This is a genomic window from Achromobacter marplatensis (assembly GCF_049060505.1).
GTDB classification, from domain to species: Bacteria; Pseudomonadota; Gammaproteobacteria; order Burkholderiales; family Burkholderiaceae_B; genus Achromobacter; species Achromobacter marplatensis_A.
The window spans coordinates 88263-115121 of the sequence record NZ_JBMGRB010000004.1; the positions used below are offsets into that span (position 1 = coordinate 88263).

Annotated in this window: 25 protein-coding genes and 1 riboswitch; of the genes, 14 read left to right on the forward strand and 11 right to left on the reverse strand. The window is 66.2% G+C overall.

Annotation, left to right across the window (positions count from 1 at the left end; translation table 11 throughout):
* Nucleotides 1-58 precede the first annotated feature (58 nt).
* The 5 genes from ACI0FO_RS11445 to ACI0FO_RS11465 all read left to right on the forward strand — a co-directional run bounded on the left by ACI0FO_RS11445 (nucleotide 59) and on the right by ACI0FO_RS11465 (nucleotide 6481).
* Nucleotides 59-2683 (forward strand): DNA topoisomerase III, encoded by a 2625-nt coding sequence (locus tag ACI0FO_RS11445; RefSeq protein WP_416026759.1) that lies wholly within the window; start codon nucleotides 59-61, stop codon nucleotides 2681-2683.
* A 268-nt stretch (nucleotides 2684-2951) separates the two neighbouring features.
* Nucleotides 2952-4010 carry an ABC transporter substrate-binding protein gene (locus tag ACI0FO_RS11450; RefSeq protein ID WP_416026761.1) on the forward strand — a complete coding sequence of 353 codons (1059 nt, stop codon included), beginning with the start codon at nucleotides 2952-2954 and terminating at the stop codon, nucleotides 4008-4010.
* Nucleotides 4010-4780, forward strand: coding sequence for an ABC transporter ATP-binding protein (locus ACI0FO_RS11455; protein ID WP_416026763.1), 771 nt, complete (start codon nucleotides 4010-4012; stop codon nucleotides 4778-4780). The genes ACI0FO_RS11450 and ACI0FO_RS11455 overlap by 1 nt, the downstream gene beginning before the upstream one ends.
* A 12-nt stretch (nucleotides 4781-4792) precedes the next feature.
* Entirely contained in the window at nucleotides 4793-5647 is an 855-nt protein-coding gene (locus ACI0FO_RS11460) for an ABC transporter permease (RefSeq protein WP_416026764.1), read from the forward strand.
* A 54-nt stretch (nucleotides 5648-5701) separates the two neighbouring features.
* Nucleotides 5702-6481, forward strand: coding sequence for an SDR family oxidoreductase (locus ACI0FO_RS11465; RefSeq protein WP_416026766.1), 780 nt, complete (start codon nucleotides 5702-5704; stop codon nucleotides 6479-6481).
* 245 nt (nucleotides 6482-6726) lie between these two features.
* Here ACI0FO_RS11465 and ilvB read toward each other — a convergent pair whose 3' ends face one another.
* Nucleotides 6727-8553: a biosynthetic-type acetolactate synthase large subunit gene (ilvB, locus tag ACI0FO_RS11470; RefSeq protein ID WP_416027397.1), complete on the reverse strand. Its 1827-nt coding sequence runs from the start codon at nucleotides 8551-8553 to the stop codon at nucleotides 6727-6729.
* Nucleotides 8554-8646: 93 nt separating this feature from the next.
* Here ilvB and ACI0FO_RS11475 point away from each other — a divergent pair, with 93 nt between their 5' ends.
* On the forward strand, nucleotides 8647-9117 hold the full coding sequence (locus ACI0FO_RS11475; protein ID WP_105559432.1) for an Lrp/AsnC family transcriptional regulator: 471 nt from the start codon (nucleotides 8647-8649) through the stop codon (nucleotides 9115-9117).
* Nucleotides 9118-9124: 7 nt separating this feature from the next.
* Here ACI0FO_RS11475 and ACI0FO_RS11480 read toward each other — a convergent pair whose 3' ends face one another.
* Complete coding sequence (locus ACI0FO_RS11480; protein WP_416026769.1) at nucleotides 9125-10045, reverse strand: bestrophin family protein; 921 nt, start codon at nucleotides 10043-10045, stop codon at nucleotides 9125-9127.
* Nucleotides 10046-10148: 103 nt separating this feature from the next.
* On the opposite strand from ACI0FO_RS11480, the gene ACI0FO_RS11485 reads away from it, so the two are divergent.
* Nucleotides 10149-10778 carry an SET domain-containing protein gene (locus ACI0FO_RS11485; RefSeq protein ID WP_416026771.1) on the forward strand — a complete coding sequence of 210 codons (630 nt, stop codon included), beginning with the start codon at nucleotides 10149-10151 and terminating at the stop codon, nucleotides 10776-10778.
* Nucleotides 10779-11263: 485 nt separating this feature from the next.
* Nucleotides 11264-11418, forward strand: a riboswitch (FMN riboswitch).
* Nucleotides 11419-11530: 112 nt separating this feature from the next.
* Complete coding sequence (gene ribB, locus ACI0FO_RS11490) at nucleotides 11531-12244, forward strand: 3,4-dihydroxy-2-butanone-4-phosphate synthase (RefSeq protein WP_416026773.1); 714 nt, start codon at nucleotides 11531-11533, stop codon at nucleotides 12242-12244.
* 60 nt (nucleotides 12245-12304) lie between these two features.
* On the opposite strand, the gene ACI0FO_RS11495 is transcribed toward ribB, so the two are convergent.
* A complete protein-coding gene (locus ACI0FO_RS11495) occupies nucleotides 12305-13510 on the reverse strand; it encodes an MFS transporter (RefSeq protein WP_416026774.1) in 1206 nt (401 codons plus the stop codon).
* A gap of 150 nt (nucleotides 13511-13660) precedes the next feature.
* On the opposite strand from ACI0FO_RS11495, the gene ACI0FO_RS11500 reads away from it, so the two are divergent.
* A complete protein-coding gene (locus ACI0FO_RS11500; RefSeq protein WP_416026776.1) occupies nucleotides 13661-14368 on the forward strand; it encodes a TetR/AcrR family transcriptional regulator in 708 nt (235 codons plus the stop codon).
* 49 nt (nucleotides 14369-14417) lie between these two features.
* On the opposite strand, the gene ACI0FO_RS11505 is transcribed toward ACI0FO_RS11500, so the two are convergent.
* The 6 genes from ACI0FO_RS11505 to ACI0FO_RS11530 form a co-directional block, all read right to left on the reverse strand.
* Nucleotides 14418-14927 carry a nucleoside 2-deoxyribosyltransferase gene (locus tag ACI0FO_RS11505; RefSeq protein WP_416026778.1) on the reverse strand — a complete coding sequence of 170 codons (510 nt, stop codon included), beginning with the start codon at nucleotides 14925-14927 and terminating at the stop codon, nucleotides 14418-14420.
* Between the two features lie 5 nt (nucleotides 14928-14932).
* The gene (locus tag ACI0FO_RS11510) at nucleotides 14933-15502 is read right to left on the reverse strand and encodes a flavin reductase family protein (RefSeq protein ID WP_416026780.1); all 570 of its coding nucleotides are present in this window, start codon (nucleotides 15500-15502) and stop codon (nucleotides 14933-14935) included.
* A gap of 10 nt (nucleotides 15503-15512) precedes the next feature.
* Nucleotides 15513-15971, reverse strand: a complete 459-nt coding sequence (locus ACI0FO_RS11515; RefSeq protein WP_416026782.1) for a nuclear transport factor 2 family protein — start codon at nucleotides 15969-15971, stop codon at nucleotides 15513-15515.
* Nucleotides 15972-16099: 128 nt separating this feature from the next.
* A complete protein-coding gene (locus ACI0FO_RS11520; protein ID WP_416026784.1) occupies nucleotides 16100-16711 on the reverse strand; it encodes an NAD(P)-dependent oxidoreductase in 612 nt (203 codons plus the stop codon).
* A 156-nt stretch (nucleotides 16712-16867) separates the two neighbouring features.
* Nucleotides 16868-17794, reverse strand: a complete 927-nt coding sequence (gene panE, locus ACI0FO_RS11525) for a 2-dehydropantoate 2-reductase (RefSeq protein ID WP_105555598.1) — start codon at nucleotides 17792-17794, stop codon at nucleotides 16868-16870.
* A 135-nt stretch (nucleotides 17795-17929) separates the two neighbouring features.
* A complete protein-coding gene (locus ACI0FO_RS11530; protein WP_416026787.1) occupies nucleotides 17930-18844 on the reverse strand; it encodes a DedA family protein/thiosulfate sulfurtransferase GlpE in 915 nt (304 codons plus the stop codon).
* Between the two features lie 428 nt (nucleotides 18845-19272).
* On the opposite strand from ACI0FO_RS11530, the gene ACI0FO_RS11535 reads away from it, so the two are divergent.
* The 5 genes from ACI0FO_RS11535 (at nucleotide 19273) to ACI0FO_RS11555 (ending at nucleotide 25332) form a co-directional block, all read left to right on the forward strand.
* Nucleotides 19273-20310, forward strand: a complete 1038-nt coding sequence (locus tag ACI0FO_RS11535; RefSeq protein WP_105555601.1) for a BMP family protein — start codon at nucleotides 19273-19275, stop codon at nucleotides 20308-20310.
* A complete protein-coding gene (locus tag ACI0FO_RS11540) occupies nucleotides 20307-21836 on the forward strand; it encodes an ABC transporter ATP-binding protein (protein ID WP_416026789.1) in 1530 nt (509 codons plus the stop codon). Before ACI0FO_RS11535 ends, ACI0FO_RS11540 begins: the two co-directional genes overlap by 4 nt.
* Nucleotides 21837-21885: 49 nt before the next feature.
* A complete protein-coding gene (locus ACI0FO_RS11545; RefSeq protein ID WP_416026791.1) occupies nucleotides 21886-22959 on the forward strand; it encodes an ABC transporter permease in 1074 nt (357 codons plus the stop codon).
* Nucleotides 22960-22969: 10 nt separating this feature from the next.
* Complete coding sequence (locus ACI0FO_RS11550; RefSeq protein ID WP_088589856.1) at nucleotides 22970-23920, forward strand: ABC transporter permease; 951 nt, start codon at nucleotides 22970-22972, stop codon at nucleotides 23918-23920.
* Nucleotides 23921-24051: 131 nt separating this feature from the next.
* Complete coding sequence (locus ACI0FO_RS11555) at nucleotides 24052-25332, forward strand: amidohydrolase family protein (protein ID WP_416026793.1); 1281 nt, start codon at nucleotides 24052-24054, stop codon at nucleotides 25330-25332.
* Here the strand turns inward: ACI0FO_RS11555 and ACI0FO_RS11560 are convergent.
* Both ACI0FO_RS11560 and ACI0FO_RS11565 read right to left on the reverse strand, forming a co-directional pair.
* A complete protein-coding gene (locus ACI0FO_RS11560; protein ID WP_416026795.1) occupies nucleotides 25307-25696 on the reverse strand; it encodes a RidA family protein in 390 nt (129 codons plus the stop codon). The two genes, ACI0FO_RS11555 and ACI0FO_RS11560, sit on opposite strands and share 26 nt — an antisense overlap.
* Nucleotides 25693-26856: an NAD(P)/FAD-dependent oxidoreductase gene (locus ACI0FO_RS11565; protein WP_416026797.1), complete on the reverse strand. Its 1164-nt coding sequence runs from the start codon at nucleotides 26854-26856 to the stop codon at nucleotides 25693-25695. The genes ACI0FO_RS11560 and ACI0FO_RS11565 overlap by 4 nt, the downstream gene beginning before the upstream one ends.
* Nucleotides 26857-26859: the final 3 nt, after the last annotated feature.

The window sequence follows — 26859 nt, forward strand, 5'->3', positions numbered from 1 at the left end:
CGAATCTCCGATCTTATTATCCGCGCTACTAAGGCGGGACTACCGCCACTGGATACACATGAATAAAACGCTGATTATTGCCGAGAAGCCCTCGGTGGCCCTTGATATATCACGCGCCTTGGGAGGCTTTGCGCGCGAGGGCGACTATTTTGAAAGCGAACGTTACGTGCTGGCGTCCAGCATCGGCCATTTGCTGAGCTTGGTCGCGCCCAACGATCCGGTCAAGGGGAAGTGGAGCTTCGCGCACCTGCCCGTGATTCCGCCGGAATTCGAATTGGGCCCCACCGACAAGAAGTCCGCCGAACGCCTGAAGCTGCTGGTCCGCCTGGCCAAGCGCAAGGATGTGGACGCGATCATCAACGCCTGTGACGCGGGACGCGAAGGCGAACTGATCTTCCGCTACATCATTCAGTATGCGGGCGTGAAGAAGCCGATCCAGCGCCTGTGGCTGCAATCCATGACGCAGGCCGCCATCCGCGAAGCCTTCGCCAACCTGCGCGACGACGTGCAGCTCAAGCCGCTGGAAGCGGCCGCCCGTTCGCGCGCCGAAGCCGACTGGCTGGTCGGGATCAACGGCACGCGGGCCATGACGGCCTTCAACAGCAAGGACGGCGGCTTCTTCAAGACGCCGGTGGGCCGGGTGCAGACGCCCACGCTGGCGATCGTGGCCGAGCGCGAAGAGCGCATCCGCCGCTTCGTGCCGCGCGACTACTGGGAAGTGCGTGCCACCTTCATCGCGGCCGCCGGCCTGTACGAAGGCCGCTGGATCGACCCGCAGTTCAAGAAAGACGACCGCGACCCGGAAAAGCGCGAATCGCGCCTGTGGTCGGCCGCCGCCGCGCAAAGCGTGGTGGCCGCCTGCCGCGACCAGCCGGGCAACGTCACCGAAGAATCCAAGCCGTCGACCCAGATGTCGCCGGCCCTGTACGACCTGACGTCGTTGCAGCGCGAGGCCAACGGCCGGTTCGGCTTTTCGGCCAAGACCACGCTGTCGCTGGCCCAGACCCTGTACGAACGCCACAAGGCGCTGACCTACCCGCGTACCGATTCCCGCTACCTGCCCGAGGACTACATCACCACGGTGCAGGAAACGATGCGCGCGCTGGCCAAGGGCGGCTCGAACGCCGTGGGCGGCCTGGCCCGCCATGCGGATACGGTCGTCAACCAGCAATGGGTAAAGCCTAACCGCCGCATCTTTGACAACAAAAAGGTGTCGGACCACTTTGCCATCATCCCCACGCTGCAGATCCCGCATGACCTGAGCGAAGCCGAGGCCAAGCTGTACGACCTGGTGCTCAAGCGCTTCCTGGCCGTGTTCTTCCCGGCCGCCGAATACCGCGTGACCACCCGCCTGACCGAAGTGCAGGGGCACCGCTTCCGCACCGACGGCAAGGTACTGGTCACCCCGGGCTGGCTGGCCGTCTACGGCAAGGAAGCCCAGGGCGAAGACGCCAACCTGGTCCCCGTGGCGGACGGCGAGACCGTGCGCACCGAGGACGTCGAAGCCGTGGGCCTGTCGACCAAGCCGCCGGCCCGCTTCAACGAAGGCACCTTGCTGTCGGCCATGGAAGGCGCCGGCAAGCTGGTGGACGACGAAGAGCTGCGCGAAGCCATGTCCGAGCGCGGCCTGGGCACGCCGGCCACGCGCGCCGCCATCATCGAAGGCCTGCTGAACGAGGTGTACCTGCGCCGCGAAGGCCGCGACCTGGTGCCCACCGCCAAGGCGCGCCAGCTGATGACGCTGCTGTCCGGCCTGGACGTCACCGAACTGACCTCGCCGGAACTGACTGGCGAATGGGAACACAAGCTCAAGCAGATCGAGCAGGGCGGCCTGGGCCGCGAAGCCTTCATGCGCGAAATCGCGCAGATGACCCAGGTGATCGTCAAGCGCGCCAAGGAATACGAGCGCGACACGGTGCCGGGCGACTACGCCACGCTGCAAACGCCGTGCCCGAAGTGCGGCGCCGTGGTGAAGGAAAACTATCGCCGCTTCGCCTGCACGGCGTGCGACTTCTCGATCGGCAAGCACCCGGGCGGCCGCACGTTCGAACTGCCGGAAGTGGAAGAACTGCTGGCCAAGCGCGAGATCGGTCCGTTGCAAGGCTTCATCAGCAAAATGGGCCGGCCGTTTGCCGCCATCCTGCGCATCAGCGATGAATACAAGCTGGAATTCGACTTCGGCCAAAACGACGAGGACGATGCCGAAGCCGTGGACTTCTCTGGCCACACGCCGGTGGGTCCGTGCCCGAAGTGCCAATCGCGCGTGTTCGAACACGGCATGAGCTACGTCTGCGAAAAATCCGTCGGCCCCGAAAAGAGCTGCGACTTCCGCTCGGGCAAGGTCATCCTGCAGCAGGAAATCTCGGCCCAGCAGATGGGCAAGCTGTTGACCGATGGCCGCACCGATTTGCTGGAAGGCTTTGTGTCCAGCCGCACCAACCGCAAGTTCAAGGCGTTCCTGGTGCGCCAGCCGGACGGCAAGGTCGGCTTCGAGTTCGAGCCGCGCCCTGAAAAGCCGGGCCGCGCGCCGGGCAAGACGGCGGCAAAGACAGCCACGAAGACCGCCGCGAAGAAGGCGCCGGCCAAGAAGGCCGCGGTCAAGAAGACCGCGACGAAAACAGCGACAAAAACCGCCGCCAAGAAGGCCGTGAAGAAGGCCGCCCCCAAGAAAACGGCATCGTAGGATGGGTGAAGCGCGAGAAAGTGCCCGCAAGAACGCGGACGCCGATCGCGCGCAACCCATCAAGCAGCGGTGATGTCTTAACCGCTACCGCCATAACGCCACACGCGAGCCTGATAGGTTGCGCGCACTGACGCAGAGCGCGCAACCCTTCAACCACGCTGAAGTCGACCAACGCCCGGGCAACCGGGCGTTTTCCATTGTTGGGCGGCAGACGCTGGGGTATTGTTTACGCCAAACAGCTGCAACCCAACCAACGTCCGAGGAAGACATGACCTACCGCCCCGATTTCTCCACCCGCCGCCGCATGCTGGCCGCCGCCGGGGCGTTTGCCGGCGTCAGCCTGCTCAATGGGCGCGTGGCGTTCGCGCAGCCCAAGCTGGGCCGCGTCGTTTACGGACAGGGCAGCATCGACCCGTTTTTCGCGGCCGGCTACGTGGCGCTTAAGAAGGGCTATTTCGGTGAAGGCGGGCTGGACGTCGAGTACCTGAATTCGCAAAGCGGCCCGCGCACCAACCAACTGCTGGCCGCCGGCCAGATCGCATTCGGCGCCACGGCGGCTACCGCCGCGCCCGCGCTGACCATCGCCGGCAAGCCCGCGACCCTGGTGTTCGGCTTTGACCGCAAGCTTACCTATGCCAATGTCATTGTTCGCCGCGAAGACTTCGACAGCGGCAAGATCAAATCATTGAAGGACCTGGCCGGCAAACGGGTGGGCGCCACCCAGCCCCAGTCCAGCACCTGGTTGATGGCGCTGTACCTGATGCAGAAAGCGGGCGTGGCCGACAAGGTCGACATTCGTCCGTTGGGCGACTTGGCCACAATGCTGGGCGCGCTCAAGACGGGCTCGGTGTCGGCCAGCATGGCTACCATGTCCATGATGGAACAGGCCCGCCAGGAAGGCTGGGGCGTGCCCATTTTCGACGCCACCACCGAAAGCTCGTGGAACGAATTCATGGGCGGCGACGTCCCTGGCATCGCGGCGCTGACGCTGGAAGACACTATCCAGAAGCGTCCTGAGGTGGTGCAGGCCTTCGTGACCGCCATGGTCAAGGCGCAAGACTTCATCACCGCCACCAGCGCCGCCGGCATCGCCGACGTCATCTACGACGACTACCTGAACGCCTTCCCGCGCGCGGCCATCGAGAAAACGCTGGGCGTCTACAAAGACACCGTGTTCCTGAAAGACAACCTCATCACCGAAGACGCGTACAACCGCATGACGGCCATCATGGGCGACGGCCGGCAGTTCTCGAACGACGAGATCAAGACGGTGCCCTATGCCAAATGCGTGAATATGGCTTTCGTGCGGAAAGCGCGGGGCCTGTGATGATCACGCTGGACAGCGTTGGCAAAGCCTACCAGTCACGCCAGGGCACCACGCACGCGGTGGGCGAGGTCAGCCTGACGGTCGAACAGGGCGAATTCGTGTCGATCGTCGGCCCCTCGGGTTGCGGCAAGAGCACGCTGCTGAACATGATCGCCGGCTTCCTGCGCCCCACCACCGGCACCATCCGCGTGGATGGGCGGGTGGTGGACGGCCAGGTGCCGCCCGCGCTGGGCTACATCTTCCAGAAAGACACCTTGCTGCCCTGGTTCAGCGTCAAGAAGAACGTGGCCCTGGGCTTGAAATTCCAGGGCGTGGCCGCCGATAAAATCGAGCACCGCGTGGCGGAACTGCTTGAACTCGGGCACCTGGGCGCCTTCGCCGACGCCTTCCCGCATCAATTGTCGGGCGGCATGCGCCGGCGCGTGGCCCTCTTGATGAGCCTGGCCGTCGAGCCCCGCATCCTGCTGCTGGACGAACCCTTCGGCGCGCTGGACACCCACACCAAGACGCACCTGCACCGCGAACTGATGGAAATCTGGCGCAAACTGGGCCAGACCATCGTCATGGTCACGCACGATCTGGACGAAGCCATCCTGCTGTCGGACCGCGTGGTGGTGCTGTCCGGTCCGCCCAGCCGCGTGCTGCTGGACGAGCGCATCCGCATCCCGCATCCGCGCGACGTCTTCACGCTGCGCGAAACGCCGCAGTTCGTCGCCCACGTGCAAAGCCTCTGGAGCGTGCTGGGCCAGCAGTTCCGCGCCGCCGCCTGAATCCCTTGCGTCATGATCCCGACTGAAACCTCCGATTTCCTGCAAGACCAGCTGCGCCTGGACCGCCGCGCCGCCGTCGCCCGCCGCGTGCGCATCACCGTGTGGCAGGTGCTGATCCTGGCTGTCATCCTGGGCGCATGGGAGACGCTGACGCGCATCCCATGGTTCACTCAGAACACGCTGTTCGACCCGTTCTTCATCAGCCAGCCGTCGCGCGTGGCGGTGCGTCTGTGGGAATGGGTGCAGCCCGGGCCGCGCTCGGTCTGGCCGCACCTGTGGCTGACGCTGCAGGCCACGATGGTGGGGCTGGTGGTGGGCGTGGGCAGCGGCTTCATCGTCGGCATGACGCTCAGCCGCAGCCGTTTCCTGGCCGACGTGTTCAACCCCTTCATCGTCGCGTTCAATTCCATGCCGCGCATCGCGTTCGTGCCGCTCATCACCATGTTCTTCGGCTTGGGGCTGGCATCCAAGGTGGTTACGTCGTGGTTCGTGGTGTTCTTCCTGGTGTTCTTCAACACCTACAAGGGCGGCCGCAGCGTGGAACGCGAGCTGGTTGATTTCTGCCGCACCCTAGGCGGTTCGCCGCGCCAGATCCTGTGGCGGGTATGCATCCCGACCGCCGCCGCGTGGACCTTCGCCGCCTTGCCCAACGCGATCAGCTTCGCGCTGATTGGCGTGGTGCTGGCGGAATTCGTGGGCTCCACCACCGGCATGGGCTACCTGATGATCACCGCGCTGGCCACGTTGAACGCCACCGACATGTTCGCAGCCGTGACGCTGTTGTCCATCGTGGGCATCGCGCTGGTTTATTGTGTGACCTGGCTGGAACGCCGCCTGCTGCATTGGGCGCCGGAGTTCAGGGAATGAAGGAAACCCGCCGCCAAAGCGCTACGAGTGGCGCGGGAGGATGGAGACTTGACGTTGAAGACACTACCTTATCTGCGTAACTTCGATCTGACCGGACAGGTCGCGCTGGTGACCGGGTCCGCGCGCGGGCTGGGGTTTTGTATTGCGCGGGCGCTGGCGGGCTGTGGTGCGCGTGTGTTGATCAACGGCCGCAACGCCGCGGCCGTTGATGCCGCGGTGGCCGATCTGACGGCGTCGGGCCTGGCCGCGCATTCCTTGCCGTTCGACGTCAGCAACGACGCCGACATGGCCCGCGCATTCCAGCGCATCGACGACGAACACGGGCGCCTGGACGTGCTGGTCAACAACGTGGGCGCGCGCAATCGCAAGACGTTGCGCGACACCACGCCGGCCGAAATCCGGGAATTGATCGATACGGACCTGGTCGCCGGGATGCTACTGGCCAAGTTCGCGGCCGAACGCATGGTGCGCCAGGGCGGCGGGCGGCTGATCGCCATCACGTCGGTGGTGGGCGAACTGGCGCGCGCGGGCGACGCGGTCTATCCCGCGGCCAAGCAGGGGCTGACGGGGATGGTGCGCGCGCTGGCTGCGGAATTTGGCGGCCAGCACATCACCAGCAACGCCATCGCGCCCGGCACGTTCGCGACGGAAACGAATGCGGCCATGGTGGCGGACCCGAATTTCGGCCCGCGCATCGCCGCGCGCAACCCGACGGGGCGTTGGGGCGAACCGGAAGAAATCGCCGGCGCGGCGGTGTTCCTGGCGTCGCCGGCCGCGTCCTATGTGAACGGCCACGTGCTGGTGGTGGACGGCGGGTTGTCGATTCAGTTTTAAGGTGGGCCGGAGGCTCGCGCGATGGGTTTCGCGCGGCCGCGACCGTCCCGGAACATGCAGGGCTGGCCGCGCTCCACCCATCCTACGGGTGACGTGCCAGCCAAGAATGATGTGCGGCGCCTTGTAGGATGGGTGAAGCGCGGAATGATCGACCCGCGCAAGACGGCCCCCGCCGCGCGCAACCCATCACCGTCCGTCAGAATCAGGTCATCTCATCCTGACACCAGACGCCTTCGCCGCCAGAATCAGGTCGTCTCGTCCTGATACCAGACGCCTTCAGCCAGCATCATCTTCTGATGGCCGTGGCCCGCCGGCATCATCGGGAAGCAGTTTTCCTGCGCCGACACCGCCACGTCCAGGAAGTAGGGGCCGTCATGCGCCAGGCATTCGGCCAGCGCGGCCTCCAGCTTGGCGGGGTCGTCCACCCGCGCCGCGCCCCAGCCGAACGCCCGCGCCAACGCCACGAAATCGGGCAAGGACGCGTTGTAGCTGTGGCTGTAGCGGCCGCCGTGGATCAGTTCCTGCCACTGACGCACCATGCCCATGTAGCCGTTGTTGCACAGCACGACCTTCACGGGCGTCTGGTGCTGCATGGCCGTGGACAGTTCCTGGATATTCATCAGCACCGACGCGTCGCCGCTGACGCACACCACCGTCTTGTCCGGGTGCGCGACCTGCGCGCCGATGGCGGCCGGCACGCCATACCCCATCGTGCCGGCGCCGCCTGAAGTCAGCCAGCGGTTCGGCTTGTCGAAACGCAGATACTGCGCCGCCCACATCTGGTGCTGGCCCACGTCGGTGGAGACGATGGCGTCGCGGCCCGACAGCGCGTCGTTCAGGCTCGCCATCAAATGCTGCGGCAGGATCGCGTCGGCGGCGGGTGTGAAGCCCAGGCAATCCTGGCTGCGCCACGTGTGGATGCGCTTGAACCACGGCGCCAGACGCGCCGCGTCCATCGGTTCGTCGCCCAGCTCGGCGCGCAACGCGCGCACCAGCGGCAGGCAATCGCCCACCAGCGCCACATCGACCCGAACAACCTTATTGATCGAAGCCGGATCGATATCGATATGGATCTTGCGCGCATGCGGACAGAATTCGGAGATCTTGCCGGTGATGCGGTCGTCGAAGCGGGCGCCGATGCAAACGACCAGATCGGCGTTGTGCATCGCCAGGTTGGCCTCGACCGTGCCGTGCATGCCCAGCATGCCCACGAACTGCGGGCTGGACGCCGGGAACGCGCCCAGGCCCATCAGGGTCAGCGTGCAGGGCGCCCCCGTGTGGCGGACCAGATCGGCAAAGGCGTCGCAGGCCTCGGGGCCGGCGTTCACCAGCCCGCCCCCACCGTAGAAGATGGGCCGCTTGGCCTGCGCGATCAGCGCGGCCGCGCGACGCACCGCCGATTGCGGCAATTTGGGCGCCAGCTTGCCCGACTGGCGGCGCGCACGCAGCGCGGCCAGCTTTTGCTGCGAGGGCAGACCGGACGCGTCGTCGTCCGCATCGCGCGGCACCGCCAACTGCACGTCTTTAGGAAAGTCCACCAGCACCGGGCCGGGCCGGCCCTGGCGGGTCAGCTCGAACGCCCGGGCCACCACATTGGCCACGTCATCCACGGCGCGGATCTGCGTATTCCACTTGGTCACGGAACGCGAAATGCCGATGGCGTCGCATTCCTGGAACGCGTCGGTGCCGATGGCGGCGGTAGCCACCTGGCCGCTAACGCACAGCACCGGGATCGAATCGCACATCGCGTCCAGCAGGCCGGACGTGGTGTTGGCCATGCCGGGGCCGGATGTTACGAACACCACCCCGGTTCGCCCGGTGCTGCGGGCATAGCCTTCCGCCGCATGTACGGCGGCCTGTTCGTGGCGCACCAGCACATGGCGCAGCCGCGGTTCCGCGTAAAGCGCGTCGTACAGCGGCAGGACCGCCCCCCCGGGGTAGCCGAACACGGTGTCGACGCCGTGCGCAATCAGCGTATCGAGCAGAATCTTCGCCCCATTCGAAACAGGGGCTTCAGTGGCGGCAAGCGCGGCGGCGGCGGTGGGGTGCAGGCGATCGTTCATGCTATCTATCTTATTCGTAGCCTGGAAGAATTTTTATCTTCTTTTCCACGATTCCCAGCCAGACGGAGTAAATTTATCTTCGATTTGGAGGAATCAAAGAAAATGAACCTGGACAAGTTTGACCTGGCCATTCTGAAGGTGCTGCAAGAGAACGCGCGCGCCAGCCTGAACGACATCGGCGCCGCGGTGGGCCTGTCGTCCACGCCCTGCTGGAACCGCATCAAGCGCATGGAAAGCGCCGGGGTGATCCGCGGCTACACCGTAGACATCGACCCGGCCAGCCTGGGCTTCATGGACACGGTGATCGTGCACGTCACGCTGGAAAGCCACAGCGAGGAAACGCTGTACGAGTTCGGCCGCGCCCTGGCGGCCATCCCCGAAGTGCTGGAAGCCTTTCTGGTGTCGGGCGATTACGACTACTACATCCGCATCGCCGTGCGCGACACCCGCGACTACGAACGCCTGCTGCGCGAACAGCTCTACCGCATCCCCGGCATCCGCCACAGCAAATCCTGCTTCGTGCTGCGCCGCCTGAAGGAAACCATGCTGCCGCTGATGGGCCCGGCGGGATGACCCGCGCTTAGCGCAGCACGTAATCCACGGGCATAGCCGCTTGCGGCAACGGACGCACGCCCAGGCCTTCCAGCAGGTCGATCTCGATCACGCGGGCCAGCGCCGACAGCGGCAGGTCGTTCTCTTCCAGGCCGAACGGGTCTTCCAGCTCGTCGCCCAGCGCGTCCAGCCCGAAGAAGGTGTAGGCAATGATGATGACCGCCACCGGGGTCAGGTATTCCAGCGTGCCCACCAGCCCGAACGGCAGCAGCAGGCAGAACAGCCACGCGGTGCGATGCAGCAACAGCGAATAGGCGAACGGGCAAGGTGTGAACTTAATGCGTTCGCAGGCGGCCTGGATGGCGGCGCATTGCGCCACGCGCTGGGTCAGGCCCTGATACAGGATGTCGCTGAGTTCGCCGCGCCGCAGACAGGCCGCCAGATCGCGGTTGATCGCCATAAGCAGCGCGTCCGGCACATTGCGGCAGCCGGCCAGCGTGTCCAGCTCGTCTTGCTGCACCCAGGGCCGCACCGCCTCGACCATGTCTTGGCCGCGCAAGCGCGCCGCCAGGCCGTACCCAAAACCGATGCAGCGCCGCACCAGCCGTTCCTGCACCGGATTGGCCGTGCTGGCCGCCAGCAGCACCGCGCTTTCGCGCGCCAGGCTGCGCGCCTGCACGATCAAGTCGCCCCACTGCTTACGGGCTTCCCACCAGCGGTCATAGCAGACGTTGTTGCGAAACCCCATGAAGACCGACAGCGCCAGGCCGAAAAGCGAAAACGGCACCGCCGTCAGGTGCGCGGGCGAAAACAGCTGCCGGTGGTACATCCACACCACCACGCAAGCAAGCAGCGTGATGACGATGAGCCTGCTGAAAATGCGCGGGATGATGGAGCCGCGCAAAATAAAGAACAAGGCCAGCGCAGAGGGACGCGGACGGACGATCATGATGAATATCAAGTAAGGATGAGGCGCGCCCACTATACGCCTGTCGTCCTGTCAAAGACGCGTCGATATAATTCTGTTTCGTCTCACCGCCACCCACGCCTCCATGACCACCGAAGACACCCCGATCAAGCCCTGGCATGTCGTCCGCCGCTCCAAGCTGCACGGCAACGGCGTCTTCGCCGCCCGCAAGATTCCCGCGGGCACGCGCATCATCGAATACGGAGGCGCGCGCATCAGCGCCAAGGAAGCCGACCGCCGCCACCCGACCAATCCGGACGATCCCTTCCACACCTTCTTCTTCGCGCTCAGCTCCGGCCGCGTGATCGACGGCGGCGACGAAGGCAACGACGCCCGCTGGATCAACCACTCCTGCGAACCCAACTGCGAGGCGCAGGAAGGCAAGCACGGCAAACGCGTCTACATCGTCGCCCTGCGCGACCTGCCGCGCGGCACCGAACTGTCTTACGACTACGGCCTGGTCCTGGACGGCCGCATCACCAAGGCGCTGAAGGAAGGCTACCGCTGCCTGTGCGGCACCCCCCCGTGCCGCGGCACGATGCTGGCGCTGCCGAAAAAGAAGAAGAAAAAAGCAGAGAAGCCTGCGCCAGTGGAAGTCACGGAAGCAGCCGAACCCGCCGAATCGGCAAAACCGGCCAAACCGGCAAACTCGGCAAAACCGGCAAAGCAGGCAAAAACAGCAAAATCGGCGGAAACGCCCGCCCCGGCAAAGTAAGCCAGCCCAACCGCCAACCGACGCGACGCGACGCGCCCCGCCTCCCTCCGCCCGCAGGGCCGTCTCAACCCGCTAGACACCCAAATGCCAAAAACGGCCGCCCGCGCGGCCTTTTTTGGCGACCCCGCCCCCCCTCCGCGCCGCCCCGTCCGCCAGCAAAACGCCAAGCACACCACTCTCTCCGGCTGACGCCATGATCCAGCTGACAGAGCCTGGCGCGGGGGTGGCCCGGGGTGCGCGGGGAGTCGATGCGCCCAAGGGAATCCGAAGGCAGCCGCCGCAGGCGGCAACGAGGATGACGCAGGGGCAGTCCGGAGCGAAGGCTCCGGACCGCAATCGTTGACCCGCGCACCCCGGGCCACCCTGGCGCCAGGCGTCCCAAGAACCCCACCCCCCGCATTCCCAAATCCCCACCCGCGATAAGCATATTCCCCCCCAAAAACCAGACAGGCGTACAATTCCAAAAGTCGTTAACACGACATGCAGTACGTCTTCAGGGCGGGGTGCAATTCCCCACCGGCGGTATGCCATGCAATGTGGCGAGCCCGCGAGCGCCCGGCGTCCTTCACGGACATCGGGGTCAGCAGATCTGGTGAAATGCCAGAGCCGACGGTCATAGTCCGGATGAGAGAAGATGTGCCGGCACATTCCCGATTGCCCGGGCGCACTTGCGCCCGGATGACCGTATTGCGTTCGGCTGTCGATTAGCCCTGAAACGTTTTTCGCCCACTTTAATTTGCGAGAGCGTTTCAATGTCCACCCTCAATACCCAGCAATCCCTTCCCAGCCTGGCTTCACAGCCTTTCGCCGCTCGTTTGCAGCGCGCCCTGCATCACCTGCGCCTGGGCCGTCCCGTCATCCTCATGGACGACTTCGACCGCGAAAACGAGGCCGACCTGATCGTCGCCGCCGACAAACTGACCGTGCCCGTCATGGCCCAGCTGATCCGCGACGGCAGCGGCATCGTCTGCCTTTGTCTGCCCGGTGAAACGCTCGACCGCCTGGAACTGCCCCCCATGGTCCAGCGCAACCAAAGCCGCTTCGCCACCGCCTTCACCGTGTCCATCGAAGCGCGCGAAGGCGTCAGCACCGGCGTATCCGCCGTCGACCGGGTCACCACCATCCGCGCCGCCATCTCGCCCTCGGCCCAAAGCGAAGACATCGTCAGCCCCGGCCATGTGTTCCCGCTGCGCGCCCAGCCCGGCGGCGTGCTGACCCGCCGCGGCCACACCGAAGGCTCCGTCGACCTGGCCGTCCTGGCCGGCCTGCGGCCCGCCGGCGTGCTCTGCGAACTGATGAACGCCGACGGCACCATGATGCGCGGCGCGGCGCTTGAACGCTACGCCGCCCAGCACGGCCTGGTGGCGCTGACCATCGCCGAACTTGCCGACCACCTGCAAAAGCTCAAGGACGGTCAGGCCGAAACCGTGGACGACGAAGTCCTGGAAATGGCCGCCACCGTCTAAGTCCCGCGCAGGCCATCGGGGCCGAGGCGACGCCCGGCCCCGATTGGCAACAGCATCGCGTCACGGCCGCGCCGGACGCCTCAACGCTACCGCCACCAGCACCGCGGCCAGCGCGCATGCGCCGCCCATCAGGTACGCCGCGCCATACCCTTGGCTGGCCGCCAGCCAACCTGCCGCCGGCCCGCTGATCCCCAACGCCACGTCAAGGAACGCCACATACGCCCCCATGGCCGCGCCACGGCTTGCCGCCGGCACGCGCCGCACGGCCTCCACGCCAAACGCCGGGAAAGCCAGCGAATAGCCCGCCCCCGTCAGCAACGCGCCGCCATACGCCCACAGCGGCGTCGCGCCCGACCAGATCAGCCACTGGCCCACGGCCTCGACCATCACGCACACCAGCGCCACGCGCGCGCCGCCCAACTTGTCGGGCAGGCCCGCAAAAAACACCCGGGCCAGGATGAAACCCACGCCGAAAGCGCTGAACATCCACGCGGCGCCTTCCCAGCCGCGCTCCGCGAAGAGAAGGCTGACAAACGCGGTGATCACGCCAAAGCCCACGCTGGTCAACGCCAGGCCCATGCCGGGCAGCAGCACCAGGCCCAGCACGCGATAGAAAGGCGTGCGCGCGCCGCCCACCGCCGCCACGCCGCCCTGCGGCAGCACCACCGCCAAGGCCGCCAGCGGAATCAGGACCGTCGCCCACGCGATGCCCGCGAAATCCGCGGCGTCATACAGCCGCATCCCGGCCGGCGCGCCCAGCGCATAGGCGGCGTAGATCGCGACGCCCACCCAGGCCATCACGCGGCCGGCGTTCTGCGGTCCCACGCGGCCCACGCCCCAACTCAGCGCGCCGGTGGCGATCAGGCTTTCCGCGCATCCCATCAGCGCGCGGCCCGCCAGCAACGCGGTCAGCGCCGCTTGCGGGCGTGCCGACAATGCCTCGGCCAGCACATAAAGCAAACCCGCTGCCGCGCCCAGCAGAAAGCCCGTCACCACCGCGCGCTTGGCGCCGCGGCGATCGACCAGCGCGCCGGAATACGCCCGCGACAACAGCGCGGCGGCAAACTGCAGGCCCGCCACCACGCCCACCACCAACGCGCCCATCGCCAGCGTGCCGGTCACGTACAGCGGCAATACCGGCATCGGCAGGCCAACCATGAAAAACCCGATGAACACGGCCAAGACCAAAGGCAGCAGCTGCGCAAAAACAGAGCGCACGGGTCCGTGGGCCGCAGGCAAAGCCTCGGCCGTCGAAACGTTCGACATGAAAAATCCTTGAAAGGGTCATGACAATCCGAAACCATCGCGGAGAATTCGCGGATGGCATAATCCGCGCTTGCGGGTACCAAATCGGATTGCCTGCCGTAAATTTTATGAGCCGATGCTCAGGTTTGATACTCGCCTTTCCCCGCATCCATGACCGCCATCCCACAGCCCCGAAAATCACCGCGCCAGCTTCGATCGCAGCACACCGTCGACACCATCCTGCAGGCGACGGCTCGCGTTTTGGCCACGCATGGCTATGCGGGCACCAATACCAACCTGATCGCCGAGACCGCCGGCGTCAGCGTCGGGTCGCTGTACCAGTACTTTCCGAACAAGAATGCGCTGATCGCGGCGCTGCATCAGCGCCACGACAACCAGATGCTGGACGTCATCGACGACGTGCTCAACAGCAACCCCGCCGCCACGCTGCAAGAGCGCGTGGCAGCCATCGTGCAGGCGATGCTGCACGCGCATCTGCTTGATCCCGCGCTGCACCGCGTGCTGGAACGCGAATTCCCGCTGTTCGATACGCCGCGCGAACACAGCCTGGCCGACCAGGACATCCATCGCCGCATGCGGCATCTGCTGGAGTTGCACCGCGCCGAGATCGCGCAGCAAGACCGCGACCTGGCGACCTACGTCGTGCTGCGCATCATGGAATCGTTGGTGCATGCGGCGGCGCTGGAGCCGCCGGCGGGGTTTTCCACCGGGCAGCTTGAACAGGCTGTGGTGGATGCCGTGATGGGGTATCTGGCGACGCCGGGCGGCGCCGCGCCGCGCAAGCGGACAAGCGCCCCGAAAGCCGGCAAGTCCGTTGCCGCGGCCAAGAAGACCACGCGCCGAAAAACAGCGGCTTGATCAGGAAGCCGGCGGCTGCCGACTGGCGGCCGCCAACCAGCCCGCGCAATCAGCGGCTGGCGTCTTCGGCCATGCGGGCCAGGCAATCCGACGCCTTGCCCACCACGATGCGGGCGCTGCACGCCAGCATCAAATTCAGGTTCAGGCCGAAGTCTTCCACGGTATAGCCTTCGGCATCGACCATGCGCGACGCGCCGTCGTCCGCCGCCGCGCCCACCGCCACCTGATCGATCATCGAGCCCGCCTGGCTGGTATAGCCCCATACCGGCTTGCCGCAAGCGATGGCGTAGCCCACTTCGAAGGCCGTGCCGGAATCGGGTTCAGCGCCGCGAAAGACGTTCAGGTTGGCCATCACCATGTCGGCGCGCCGGATCAGCGCCACATTCTCGCGGTAGATCCATTGCGCCAGCGCCGCGCCCGACAGGTCTTTGGGGGCCGTGTTATCCAGTGGGAACAGGCCGTCGAACCCATAGGTGGCGCACAACGCCTTGAGCCGCTGTCCATGCGCCACGGCATCGGGCAGGAATACGTCGAAACCCGCGAGATACACGCTGCGCATAAGGGCTACTCCGATTCTGAAACGTTGAAAGCCTCGCCAGTGGCGAAGAAAGAACCACCGGCCAGATAGTGGACCGAACGCCGGTCGTCTTGCGGAAAGTGCCAGCGGTTACCCGAAAACACATCCAGCGCCGCCCACGCGGCGACGACCTCGCCGATGAACAGATCATAAGCCTGTTGGTTGTGCGGCTCGGGCACGACTTTGCATTCCAGCCAGCCCAGGCAATCCGCGACCAGCGGCGCGCCGATCTTGCTGGCCGGGAAGGTCGACAGGCCGCTGGCCTGGAACTTGTCTTCGCCGCGGCCCGATTCCGAGCCCACCTGCAAGGTGGCGGCGGCTTGCGCGCGCGACGGGATGCACAACGCGAATTCGCCCGACGCCTCGATCAGTTCGCGGGTGTAGGTGTTTTTGTCCACCACCACCAGCATCTTGGGCGGATTGAAATCCAACGGCATCGCCCAGGCGGCCGCCATGACGTTGCGCGCGTCGCCATGGGCGCTGGTCACCAGCACCGTGGGGCCGTGATTCAGCAGGAGATACGCGCGGGGCAGGTCTACGGCTTCGATGTTGGACATGGCAGGGCGCTTAGAACATGCCGTTCTGGTTGGCGGGGTTTTCGGGGATTTCCTGGCTGACGTCCCAGTGCTCGACGATCTTGCCCTTGTCGACGCGGAAGATGTCCACGACGGCCTGGCCGCGGTCTTCCGGCGAATCGCGCCACTGGTTGTGGATGACGACCAGATCGCCTTCCGCGATCACGCGCTTGATCTCGACAATGGCTTGCGGATGCTGGTCGAAATACGGCGGAAAGAAATCCACCATCGGCCCGACACCATCACGCATGTACGGGTTGTGCTGCATGTAGTCGGGGCTGACGTACAGGCGCACCGCCTCGTCGATCTCGCGGTCCTGGAACATCATCCGGAAGAACGCCGTGACGATGTCCTTGTTCGACTGGGGCGCAGCCGCAAGCGCTGGCGCCGACGCCAGGCAGTGGGAGGCGACCAGCGCACAGACGGCCAACGATTTCAACTTCATACGCATACAGGACAACTCAGGTGACGCCGGCTGGCGGTCTGCCAGTTTACAAATAAAACCGGCGGTTCCGGCCCCGCCGCACAGCGAAAAAAGGAGCCTTGACGGGCTCCCTTTTTCATTGCCTGACGGCGGAATCAATAGCCGACGGTGAAGCGCCGGCGCGAGTGCTTGGGTGTCTCGATCTCGTCGGCCAGCGCAATGGCGTAGTCTTCCATCGAGATCCAGCTCTTGCCTTCGTCGTCGGCCAGCAGGTGGTCATCGCCCACGCGGAACGTGCCCGTGCGTTCGCCCGGCTCGAATAACGCGGACGGCGACAGGAAGGTCCAGTTCAGCACTTTTTCCTGGCGCAGCGTATCCAGGAATACGACGCCGGCCCGGGCCTCGGGCTTGTAGGCGTCGGGGAATTCCGGGGTGTCGATCAGCAGCTTGCCGGGGGCCACAAGCAGGCTGCCCGCGCCGCCCACGACCAACAGGCGGGGCACGCCGGCGTTCTTCACGGCGGCCAGCAGCGGGCGCGCGTCGGTCGAGACAAAGCGCGTGGCGCTGATGACGGCGTCATGGCCGGTCAACAGCGGGGTCAGCGTTTCGGGATCGGTGGCGTCGCCTTGCTGGATGGTCAGGCCGGGCTGCGCGTTCACGTCGGCCGGAGTGCGGGCAATGCCCGTCACTTGATGGCCGCGCTTCAACAATTCGTCGGCCACGCGTGAACCTACGCGGCCGGTGATGCCGATCAATGCAATTTTCATGGTCTTGCTCCTAAGGGAGGAAGAACCGGGGAGGGGGCGCACGACGCGCCGCGACACGCCCCGGTTCAGGCAAATCCATACTATTCGGTCGAATCCGAACAAAAAACCCGGTAAAGCGGAAGAGTTTTTTGCAATTCGTGCATCAATCAGCGGGACTCAACCGGCGTTGCGCTGCGCCTGATAGACCTGCAGGTGCGAGTAGGCCACGCGCAGGTAAGTCGCGTCCACGCCCAGCGTGCGGGCGCGGCGCACCATGTCGCCCACGATGTGGTCGGCTTCGACCGGCAAGCCCTGGCGCAGATCGCGGAACATGGATGCCGTCATGGGCTGCGTGCGGTCGCTCATCAGCTTCTGCGCGAACGCATCCGCTTCGGGGCGCACCGCGTGGCCGGACGCGGCCGCGACGGCTTGCGATTCCTGCAGCAGGCTTTTCAGGATGTCGATGCCGTCGTCGGTGGACGCGATCTGCCCGATTGCGCCGCGCATCAGGCAGGTGCCGGCCGCCAGCGTCGTCAGCATGACGTACTTTTCCCAGATGTCCTGGTAGATGTCTTCGCTCAGGCGGCTGACGTATTCGCCGCCCATCAGCGCCTGCTCCAGCGCCACGCCGCGCGCGCTGCGGGCCGGACCGGCGCGTTCGCCAAAGACGATGCTGGCATGTTTACCAAGGTGCACCACTTCGCCCTCGGGGCCGAGCGTGGCGTTGATTTGGCACAGTCCGCCCAGCACGCGGTGCGGCTCGAATTCGCGGTCCAGCACGTCGTATTGCAAGACGCCGTTCATGATGGGCAGCACCGCCGTATCGGGGCCGACTGCGGGTCGGATGGCCTCGATGGCGCTGGCCAGATCGTAGGCTTTACAGCTGAGCACGACTACGTCGTACTGCCCCTGCAACGTCTGCTGCGTCGCAAGCTTGGGGTGCAGCGTGGCGTCGCCGAACGGGCTTTGGATGCGCAAGCCGTGCTCGCGGATCCGCGCCGCGCGCGGTTCGCGCACCAGGAAGGTCACGTCCGCGCCCGCCTGGGCGGCGCGTCCGCCGAAATAGCCACCGGTGCCGCCGGCACCCAAGAACAACAACCGCATTTGTCTCTCCTGTCGCTGCCCGCCTGTTGCGCGGGCTGATATGGAATTATGCGCTTGGCGCGCCCGCCGGGCCTGCCCGAAAACCCGCCGCCGCCCACCCGCCGGACAGCGCGGTCGCTATGGCGAGCCGCGTGCTCAAACCGCGTGGTTGTGCTCGGCCCAGGCCTCGTAGCCGCCGCGCAACGCCCAGGTCTTGGGATAGCCCGCCGTGCGCAAGCGCGAGGCCAGCAACGCGGCCGATACTTCGTTCGGGCACGCGCAATACACCACGATGTCCGACTCCAGGGCTTGCGGGTCCAATGCCGGCAGCGGCGCCTTCAGGTCCACGGCGATGGCGCCCGGAATGCGTTCGGCGTCGCGCTGCGCTTCGGGGCGCACGTCAAAAACCAGGGTATTGCGGCCGTCCTGGCGCCATTGCATCAGTTCGTCCACCGACAGGCGGGGAATGACGCGCAGGCTGCGCAGCAGGATCCGGCGGCGCAGGAAGCGGGCCAGGATATACAGCGCCAGCACCGCCGCCAGCACGCCCAGGCCCATGGCCCCATAGGTGCCCAGGATTTCCAGCACGTCATTGATGACGCTATGGAACAGCCCGCCCAACAGCAAGGCGGACCCGGACCAGATCATGGCGCCCACCAAGTCGTAGAGCAGGAAACGGCGATAGGCGGTGCCCGTCAGGCCCGCCATCACGGTCGACAGCGCGCCCGCGCCCGGCAGAAACTTGCACACCAGCAAGGCCCGCACGCCAATGCGCAGGTACAGGCGCTGCGTCTGGCGGATGCAGGAATCCTGCGACAACGACATCTTGCAGATCACCCCCAGCAGACGCGCACCGTAGCGCCGGCCGGCAACGTACCAAAGCGAGTCGGCCAGCAGGCAGGCCACGGTGGCGGCCAGCCAGGGCGTCAGCCATCCGGCCGCGCCGCCCAAGGCGCCCGCCGCGATCAGCATGGGATAAGCGGGCACGGGCAAGCCCGCCTGTTCGACCAGGACGTTCGCGAACACCAGCCACCCGCCGTACTGTTCGAGCAGCAATTGAATGTCTTGCATGGATCTTCCAGCTTGCCGCGCCCCGCGCGGCTTATTCCCGGATTTTAGGCTTGCCACGGTCTGCCGGGCGGGCCGCGCGTGCGCCTTGCATCGCAACACGGCGTTTCACCCGCCCAATGTCCATTCCGTGGGACACGGCGCACCACCTTGGTGCCACGTTTCCCCGCCGGGGTGCCTATAATCCTGCCCGTCCATCAGGTTTCCCCGACTTGTCGCAGGAATGCCTCATGGCATACAACTTGCTTCGCCTGGACTGGCTGCGCACCGACCATTCGGATGGGACGCGCCCCTGGCGCCCCCATCCCATGACCGATCCCACGCCCACGTTTCCGACCGCTCGCGCCGAACATGCCCGCCGGCGGCCGCGGTCGGGCATCCGCATCGTCTTCCCACGGTTCCCTTTCCATCCCCGCGAAGGAGTCATCCGCATGAAATCCCTGTCCACCTCGTCCGCCGGCGCCATCGCCCGCCGCGGCCTGCTCAAGCTGGCGGCCGCCGCCGCTGGCGCGCTGCTGTTCTCGGGCGCGGTGCAAGCCCAGGCCGCGGCGCCGGCCAAAACGAAGGTCGCCGCCATCTATACGGTGCCGGTCGAACAGCAATGGGTGTCGCGCATCCACAAGGCGCTGACCGCTGCCCGGGACCGCGGCGACATCGAATACACCTTCTCGGAAAACGTCACCAACGCCGACTACGAGCGCGTCATGCGCCAGTACGCCGAGCAAGGCAACAAGCTGGTGGTGGGCGAAGCCTTCGCCGTGGAAGCCGCCGCCCGCAAGGTGGCCAAGGACTATCCGCAGACCGCCTTCCTGATGGGCTCTTCGGGCAAGCCGCAGCAACCCAACTTCTCGGTGTTCGACAACTACATCCAGGAACCCGCCTACCTGACCGGCATGATCGCCGGCGGCATGAGCAAGACCGGCAAGATCGGCCTGGTGGGCGGCTATCCCATCCCTGAAGTGAACCGCCTGATGCAGGCCTTCATCGAAGGCGCCAAGGAAGTGAACCCGAAGGCCGAATTCACCGTGACCTTCATCGGTTCGTGGTTCGATCCCCCGAAGGCCAAGGAAGCCGCCTTCGCGATGATCGACAAGGGCGCGGACGTGCTGTACGCCGAACGCTTCGGCGTGTCGGATGCGGCCAAAGAGCGTGGCAAGCTGGCTATCGGCAACGTGATCGACACGCAGCCGCAGTACCCGGAAACCGTGGTGGCGTCGGCCCTGTGGAGCATGGAGCCCACGATCGATGAAGCGCTCAAGCAAGTGAAGGCCGGCACGTTCAAGGCTGATGACTACGGCCAATATTCGCTGATGAAGCACAAGGGTTCGTCGCTGGCGCCGCTGGGCACCTTTGAATCGAAGATCCCGGCCGAACTGGTCGCCCGCGTGCAGGCCAAGCAGAAAGCCATCCTGGACGGCAGCTTCACGGTGAAGGTCGTCGACAAAGAACCCAAGTCCTCGGCACGATGAATCAAGCGCCTCTCGCCCTGCAACTGACGGGGATCACCAAACGCTTCGGCAGCCTGACGGCCAATGACGATGTTTCGCTGACGCTCGCGCAAGGCGAAGTCTTGGCCCTGCTGGGCGAGAACGGCGCCGGCAAGTCGACCCTGGTGTCGATCCTGTTCGGCCACTATGTGGCCGACGCCGGCAGTATCGAAGTCTTCGGCAAGCCGTTGCCCGCCGGCCGGCCCGACGCGGCGCTGGCGGCCGGCATCGGCATGGTGCACCAGCACTTCACGCTGGCCGACAACCTGACCGTGCTGGACAACATCATGGTCGGCACCGAATCGCTGTGGAAGTTGGCATCTGGCCGCGGCAAGGCGCGCCGCCGCCTGGTTGAACTGGGCCAGCGCTTTGGCCTGGCGGTGGATCCGGATGCGCGCGTGGGCACGCTTTCCGTCGGCGAAAAGCAGCGCGTCGAGATCCTGAAGGCGCTGTACCGCGGCGCACGCGTGCTGATCCTGGACGAACCCACCGCAGTGCTCACGCCGCAGGAAGTGCAAGACCTGTTCGCCACCCTGCGCGGCTTTGTCGATGATGGCCTGGCGGTGATTTTCATTTCGCACAAGCTGGACGAAGTGATGGCCGTCTCGCGCCGCGTGGCGGTGCTGCGCCAGGGCAAACTGGTGGCCGAGCGCGACACCGCCGGCACCAGCCCCGCCGAACTGGCGGAATTGATGGTCGGCCGCAAGGTCGTCATGCCGCGCGCCGAAGCGGTGGCCGCCGCCGAACAGGCCGCGCCCGTCGTGACCCTGTCGCAGGTCACCGTGCGCGACGGCCGCGATGGCGCGCCGCGTCTGGACAGCCTGGACCTGACCGTCCACAAACATGAAATCGTGGCCATCGCGGGCGTGGCCGGCAACGGCCAGCAGGCGTTGGTGTCGGTCTTGACGGGCTTGCGCCAGCCCTCCGACGGCACGATCCGGCTGGGCGCCGAGCATGCCGCCGCGCCCACCACGCCGGCCGGCTGGACGGCCGCCCGCGTCGGCCGCATTCCGGAAGACCGCCACGGCGAAGGCATGATCGGTGACAGCCCGCTATGGGAAAACGCCATCGTCGAAGACCTGAAGGACAAGCGCTTCGCGCGTTACGGCCTGATCCGCGCCCGCGCGGGCCGCGCGTATGCGGCGTCGCTGGCCAAGCAGTTCGACGTGCGCGCGGCCTCGCTGGACGTGCGCACGCGCAGTTTGTCGGGCGGCAATATGCAGAAACTGATCCTGGGCCGCACGTTGGCGCGCGAACCGCGCTTCATCGTGGCCGACCAGCCGACCTGGGGCCTGGACATCGGCGCCGTCGCCTATGTGCGCGAGCAACTGCTGGCCGCCCGCGCGCGCGGCGCCGGCGTGCTGCTGGTGTCTGAAGACCTGGAAGAAATCTTCGCCCTGGCAGACCGCATCGCCGTGCTGTGCGGCGGCAAGCTGGTCGCCGTCAAACCGGTGGCCGACTGGACGCCGGCCACCGTCGGCCTGGCCATGACGGGAACCCGCGCGTGACGGATCGCTCCGCCCCGCGCCGACGCCCCCTCTATTGAGCATCTTTCGCATGAAACTGATCCTGGAACGCCGCCCCGAGCCCAGCCGTCTGGCGCTGGCCTTGGCCCCCATCGCGGCCATCCTCTTTACGCTGGCGGTCTGTACCTTGCTGGTGGCGTGGGCGGGAGCCCCCGTCGGCCGCACCTACGCGCTGCTGTTCGAAGGCGCGTTCGGCTCACGCTTTGCGCTGTCTGAAACGCTGACCCGCGCCACGCCGCTGATGCTGACGGGCCTGGCCTGTGCCGTGGCGTTCCGCGCCCGCTTCTACAACATCGGCGCCGAGGGCCAGCTGTATCTGGGCGCCCTGGCGGCGGTCGCCATCGGCGGCCTGCATGACGGCACCGGCTTCGACTTGCCCGTGCCGGTACTGTTCGGCGGCATGATGCTGGCGGCCGCCCTGGCGGGCGCTTTGCTGCTGCTGATTCCCGCGCTGCTGAAGACCCGCCTGGGCGTGGACGAAGTGGTCACCACGCTGCTGGGCAACTTCATCGTGCTGCTGTTCGTGTCCATGATGCTGGACGGCCCGATGAAGGACCCGATGGCGATGGGCTGGCCGCAATCGGTAGCGCTTAACGGCGACCTGGAACTGGGCAAGCTGATCGAACGCACGCGTGCGCACACCGGCCTGCTGTGGGCGGCCGGCCTGGCGCTGGGTTTGTGGCTGTTGAACCGCTACACCGTCTTCGGCTTCCAGATGCGCGCCGTGGGTGCCAATGCGCACGCCTCGCGTTTCCTTGGCCTGCCGGTCAACCGCGTGATGCTGGGCACCGCGATGTTGTCGGGCGCGCTGGCCGGCCTGGCGGGCGCCATCGAAGTGGCGGGCCGCACCGGCTACGTCACGCTGGATATGTCGCCGGGCTACGGCTACACCGGCGTGGTCGTCGCCATGCTGGCCGGGCTGCATCCGTTGGGCGTGGTGCTGGCCAGTATCTTTGTCGCCGGCATGCTGGTGGGCGCGGACAGCATGAGCCGCGCCATCGCGGTGCCGAACTATATCGCCGACGTCATCGTCGCCACCTCGTTGCTTGCCATGCTGGTTGCGACGCTATTCGCGCAGTACCGCCTGCGCCGCAACCGGGCTTGAGGAGCACGCCATGGAATGGATGGATCTGATCAGTTCCTCGGCCTTCTGGGTCGCCGTGCTGCGTCTGGCGACGCCGCTGATTCTGGGCACCCTGGGCGTGCTGCTGTGTGAGCGCGCGGGGGTGTTGAACCTGGGCATCGAAGGCATCATGGCCGCGGGTGCGTTCACCGGCTGGCTCGTCGTGTATTTGGGTGCGCCGCTGTACGTGGGCGTGCTGGCGGCGGCGTTGGCCGGCGCCGTGTTCGGCTTGCTGCATGCCGTGCTGACGGTGCCGTTGGGCTTGTCGCAACACGTGTCGGGATTAGGCGTGACGCTGCTTGCCACCAGCCTGTCGTACTTTGCCTACCGCGTGACGTTTCCCAGCGTGAACACGCCGCCCACCATCACGCCGTTTGCCGAGATGAAATTCCTGGACGGCATTCCGCTGATCGGCCCGGTGTTGGCGGGGCAAACGCCCATGACGCTGATTGCGCTGGCCGCCGTGCCGATCCTGGCCTGGGTGCTGAACCGCACGCCGGTCGGGCTGGCGATCCGCATGGTGGGCGAAAACCCGGCTGCTGCGGAAGGCCAGGGCCTGTCCGTCACGCGGCTGCGCATGGGCGCCATCGTGGCCGGTTCCGCGCTGATGGGCGTGGCCGGCAGCTTCCTGACGCTGGCCGCGTTCAACGCGTTCTTCTTCAACATGGTCAACGGCCGTGGCTGGGTCTGCGTGGCGCTGGTGGTGTTCGCGTCGTGGCGCCCCGGCAAGGCGCTGCTGGGCGCGCTGATCTTCGCCTTCTTCGACGCGCTGCAATTGCGTCTGCAACAGGGCGGAGCAGCCTTGCCCGGCCTGCCCGAGCTACCGTATCAGGTGTACCTGATGCTGCCCTACATCCTGTCCATCCTGGCCCTGGTGGTGATGGCGCGCCGCGCCGCCTACCCGCAAGCCCTGATGAAGCCATATCGCAAAGGCGAAAGGTAGAGGGCCCCCCCGAAGCGCTGCGCGCTTCCCCCAGGGGCGTCGCTACGGACCGGCAAAGCCGGATCCGTGCGACCCCGATGGTGGTGTACTTTTGGTGCACCGTGAATTGCTGGATTTTTTAGGATGCATCCATGCTCGATCTGATTATCAAGAACTGCACGCTGCCCGATGGGCGCACGAACATCGACATCGGCGTGGCGCAGGGTCGCATCACGGCGGTGGAACCCGCGCTGAAGGCCGAAGCCGGGCAGGTGATCGATGCCGCCGGTCAGCTGGTGTCGTCGCCCTTCGTGGACGCGCACTTCCACATGGACTCCACGCTGTCGTTCGGGCTGCCGCGCGTGAATCAGTCCGGCACCTTGCTGGAAGGCATCGCGCTGTGGGGGGAACTGAAGCCGCTGTTGACGCAGGAAGCGTTGGTGGAACGCGCGTTGGCGTATTGCGACTGGGCCGTTGCCCGCGGCCTGCTGGCCATTCGCTCGCACGTGGACGTCTGTGACCCGCGCTTGCTCGCCACCGAAGCGCTGCTGCACGTGCGCGAGAAGGTCAAACCCTATCTGGACCTGCAACTGGTGGCCTTCCCGCAAGACGGCGTGCTGCGCGCGCCCGGTGCGCTGGACAACCTGAAGCGCGCGCTCGACATGGGCGTGGACGTCGTGGGCGGCATTCCGCACTTTGAACGCACCATGCAGGACGGCGCCGAATCCGTGCGCATCCTGTGTGAACTGGCTGCCGAGCGCGGCCTGCGCGTGGATATGCACTGCGATGAAAGCGACGACCCCTTGTCGCGCCATATCGAAACGCTGGCCTACCACACGCAGCGCCTGGGCCTGCATGGCCGCGTCACCGGTTCGCACCTGACGTCCATGCATTCCATGGACAACTACTACGTGTCCAAGCTGATCCCGCTGATGCGCGAAGCCGGCGTCGCGGCGATTGCCAACCCGCTGATCAACATCACGCTGCAAGGCCGCCACGACACCTACCCGAAGCGCCGCGGCATGACGCGCGTGCCCGAATTGCTGGCAGCCGGCGTGCCGGTGGCGTTCGGCCATGACTGCGTGATGGACCCGTGGTACAGCCTGGGCTCTGGCGACATGCTGGAAGTGGCGCACATGGGCCTGCACGTGGCCCAAATGACGGGCCAGGACGCCATGCGCGCCTGTTTCGAGGCCGTGACGACCACGCCCGCCAAGATCCTGGGGCTGGACGACACGGGCATCGCGGTCGGCAAACGCGCCGACCTGGTGCTGTTGCAAGCGCGCGACCCGGTCGAAGCGCTACGCCTGCGCGCGACCCGCCTGATGGTGCTGCGCGCGGGGCAGGTGATTGCCACCACGCCGCCCGCTACCGCCACCTTGAATCTGCCGGGCCGCCCGGGTCAGGTCAGCTTTCAGACACCGGCCCGCTGACATACGGCGGCCGCTTGGCCGCCGTCACGATGATCTCCACCAGCAGCTCCGGCGCGGCCAGCTTGGCCTCGCAGGTGGCGCGGGTGGGCATCGCATGGGGCAGCGCCCATTCGGCCCACACGCTGTTCATGCCGGCGAAGTCGCGGTCGATATCCTTCAGCCAGATCTGCACCGACAGCAGCCGCGACTTGTCGGTGCCGGCCTCGGCCAGATAACCGTCGATCTTCGCCAACGCGTCGCGCGTCTGCGCCACGATGCCGCCCTCGGCCGCTGACGTCACGCCGGCCACATAGACCGTATCGCCGTGAATCACGATGCGGCTCAGGCGCTGGTTGGTTTGCTTGCGCACGATGTCGTCGTTCATTCGCCTTGCTCCTTTTCTGATGGGGTGGACGCGATGTTCGCGTCCGAAAAACGAGTAATCCGAAATGGCGCGATGGGCATGTCCGTCGCGCCGGTTGTTATCAGGTCGGCCATGATGCGGCCTACGATGGGGCCCAGTTCAAAGCCATGCGCCGAAAAGCCGAACGCATGGAACGCGGTCTCGTGGCGGCTGCTGCGGCCGATCACGGGGATCTCGTCCGGCATGGCCGCTTCGATACCCGCCCAGCCTCGGTTCACGATGGCGTCGCGCATGTGCGGGAACAAGTCGCAAACCGTGCGAGCGCCTTCCGCCAACGAGCGGAAATCCAGTTCGGTCCATTCCGCGTCGCGGTCCACCCAGGCCCGGCGTCCGCCGCCAATCAGCACCGTGCCGTTCGCGCGCTGTTTGAACGATAGCGCACGCCCGGTGCCCAGCACGACCGGGTCCAGGAAATGATCCATGCGCAACGTCACCAACATCATCGGGCTGATGGCCAGCAGCGGCACCGGTTCACCCCACTGCGCCGTGATGCGGTCAGCCCAGGCGCCCGCGCAGTTCAACACTTGCGGCGCGGTGTAGGTGCCGGCGTCGGTGTCCACCCGCCATTGGCCGCCGTCGTGCGCGACACGGTCGACCCGCACGCCTTCCAGAAAGCGCGCGCCCAGGCTGGCGGCCTTGGTGCGAAACGCCAGCGTCGTGCGATATGGATCGGCGGCCCCGTCTTCACGCGCGATCAGCCCGCCCTGGATGGTGGGCGCGATGGCGGGGATCATGTCGCGCAGGTCCTCGGCGCTGATCCACTGCTCGTGCGTGTAGCCGTGGCCGGTCATCGTCCGCAGGCGCTGCTGCAAGGTCTCGACGTCGGCGGCGTCCTCGGCCACGCGCACCTGGCCGTGCTGCTCGAAACCGCAGTCGTCATCCACCAGGTCGCCGATGCGATACCAAAGTTCGCGCGACGCCAGCGCCAGCGGCACTTCGGCCAAATGCCGCGACAAGGTCCGCACGCCGCCCGCGTTCACGCCCGACGCGTGCCGGCCCACGTAGTTCTTTTCGATCACCAGGGCGGGCACACCCGCACGCGCCAGATGCAGCGCGGCCGAACTGCCGTGCAGGCCCCCGCCGATGATGATGACTGCCGCCGACCGCGTTGAACCGGTCATGGC

What these genes read in the sequence shown, in the direction of transcription:
- ACI0FO_RS11445 (WP_416026759.1), top strand. Translation starts at nt 59, where the DNA reads ATGAATAAAACGCTGATTATTGCCGAGAAGCCCTCGGTGGCCCTTGAT.
- ACI0FO_RS11450 (WP_416026761.1), top strand. Translation starts at nt 2,952, where the DNA reads ATGACCTACCGCCCCGATTTCTCCACCCGCCGCCGCATGCTGGCCGCC.
- ACI0FO_RS11455 (WP_416026763.1), top strand. Translation starts at nt 4,010, where the DNA reads ATGATCACGCTGGACAGCGTTGGCAAAGCCTACCAGTCACGCCAGGGC.
- ACI0FO_RS11460 (WP_416026764.1), top strand. Translation starts at nt 4,793, where the DNA reads ATGATCCCGACTGAAACCTCCGATTTCCTGCAAGACCAGCTGCGCCTG.
- ACI0FO_RS11475 (WP_105559432.1), top strand. Translation starts at nt 8,647, where the DNA reads ATGAACCTGGACAAGTTTGACCTGGCCATTCTGAAGGTGCTGCAAGAG.
- ACI0FO_RS11480 (WP_416026769.1), bottom strand. Translation starts at nt 10,045, where the DNA reads ATGATCGTCCGTCCGCGTCCCTCTGCGCTGGCCTTGTTCTTTATTTTG.
- ACI0FO_RS11485 (WP_416026771.1), top strand. Translation starts at nt 10,149, where the DNA reads ATGACCACCGAAGACACCCCGATCAAGCCCTGGCATGTCGTCCGCCGC.
- ribB (WP_416026773.1), top strand. Translation starts at nt 11,531, where the DNA reads ATGTCCACCCTCAATACCCAGCAATCCCTTCCCAGCCTGGCTTCACAG.
- ACI0FO_RS11495 (WP_416026774.1), bottom strand. Translation starts at nt 13,510, where the DNA reads ATGTCGAACGTTTCGACGGCCGAGGCTTTGCCTGCGGCCCACGGACCC.
- ACI0FO_RS11500 (WP_416026776.1), top strand. Translation starts at nt 13,661, where the DNA reads ATGACCGCCATCCCACAGCCCCGAAAATCACCGCGCCAGCTTCGATCG.
- ACI0FO_RS11505 (WP_416026778.1), bottom strand. Translation starts at nt 14,927, where the DNA reads ATGCGCAGCGTGTATCTCGCGGGTTTCGACGTATTCCTGCCCGATGCC.
- ACI0FO_RS11510 (WP_416026780.1), bottom strand. Translation starts at nt 15,502, where the DNA reads ATGTCCAACATCGAAGCCGTAGACCTGCCCCGCGCGTATCTCCTGCTG.
- ACI0FO_RS11515 (WP_416026782.1), bottom strand. Translation starts at nt 15,971, where the DNA reads ATGCGTATGAAGTTGAAATCGTTGGCCGTCTGTGCGCTGGTCGCCTCC.
- ACI0FO_RS11520 (WP_416026784.1), bottom strand. Translation starts at nt 16,711, where the DNA reads ATGAAAATTGCATTGATCGGCATCACCGGCCGCGTAGGTTCACGCGTG.
- panE (WP_105555598.1), bottom strand. Translation starts at nt 17,794, where the DNA reads ATGCGGTTGTTGTTCTTGGGTGCCGGCGGCACCGGTGGCTATTTCGGC.
- ACI0FO_RS11530 (WP_416026787.1), bottom strand. Translation starts at nt 18,844, where the DNA reads ATGCAAGACATTCAATTGCTGCTCGAACAGTACGGCGGGTGGCTGGTG.
- ACI0FO_RS11535 (WP_105555601.1), top strand. Translation starts at nt 19,273, where the DNA reads ATGAAATCCCTGTCCACCTCGTCCGCCGGCGCCATCGCCCGCCGCGGC.
- ACI0FO_RS11540 (WP_416026789.1), top strand. Translation starts at nt 20,307, where the DNA reads ATGAATCAAGCGCCTCTCGCCCTGCAACTGACGGGGATCACCAAACGC.
- ACI0FO_RS11545 (WP_416026791.1), top strand. Translation starts at nt 21,886, where the DNA reads ATGAAACTGATCCTGGAACGCCGCCCCGAGCCCAGCCGTCTGGCGCTG.
- ACI0FO_RS11550 (WP_088589856.1), top strand. Translation starts at nt 22,970, where the DNA reads ATGGAATGGATGGATCTGATCAGTTCCTCGGCCTTCTGGGTCGCCGTG.
- ACI0FO_RS11555 (WP_416026793.1), top strand. Translation starts at nt 24,052, where the DNA reads ATGCTCGATCTGATTATCAAGAACTGCACGCTGCCCGATGGGCGCACG.
- ACI0FO_RS11560 (WP_416026795.1), bottom strand. Translation starts at nt 25,696, where the DNA reads ATGAACGACGACATCGTGCGCAAGCAAACCAACCAGCGCCTGAGCCGC.
- ACI0FO_RS11565 (WP_416026797.1), bottom strand. Translation starts at nt 26,856, where the DNA reads ATGACCGGTTCAACGCGGTCGGCGGCAGTCATCATCATCGGCGGGGGC.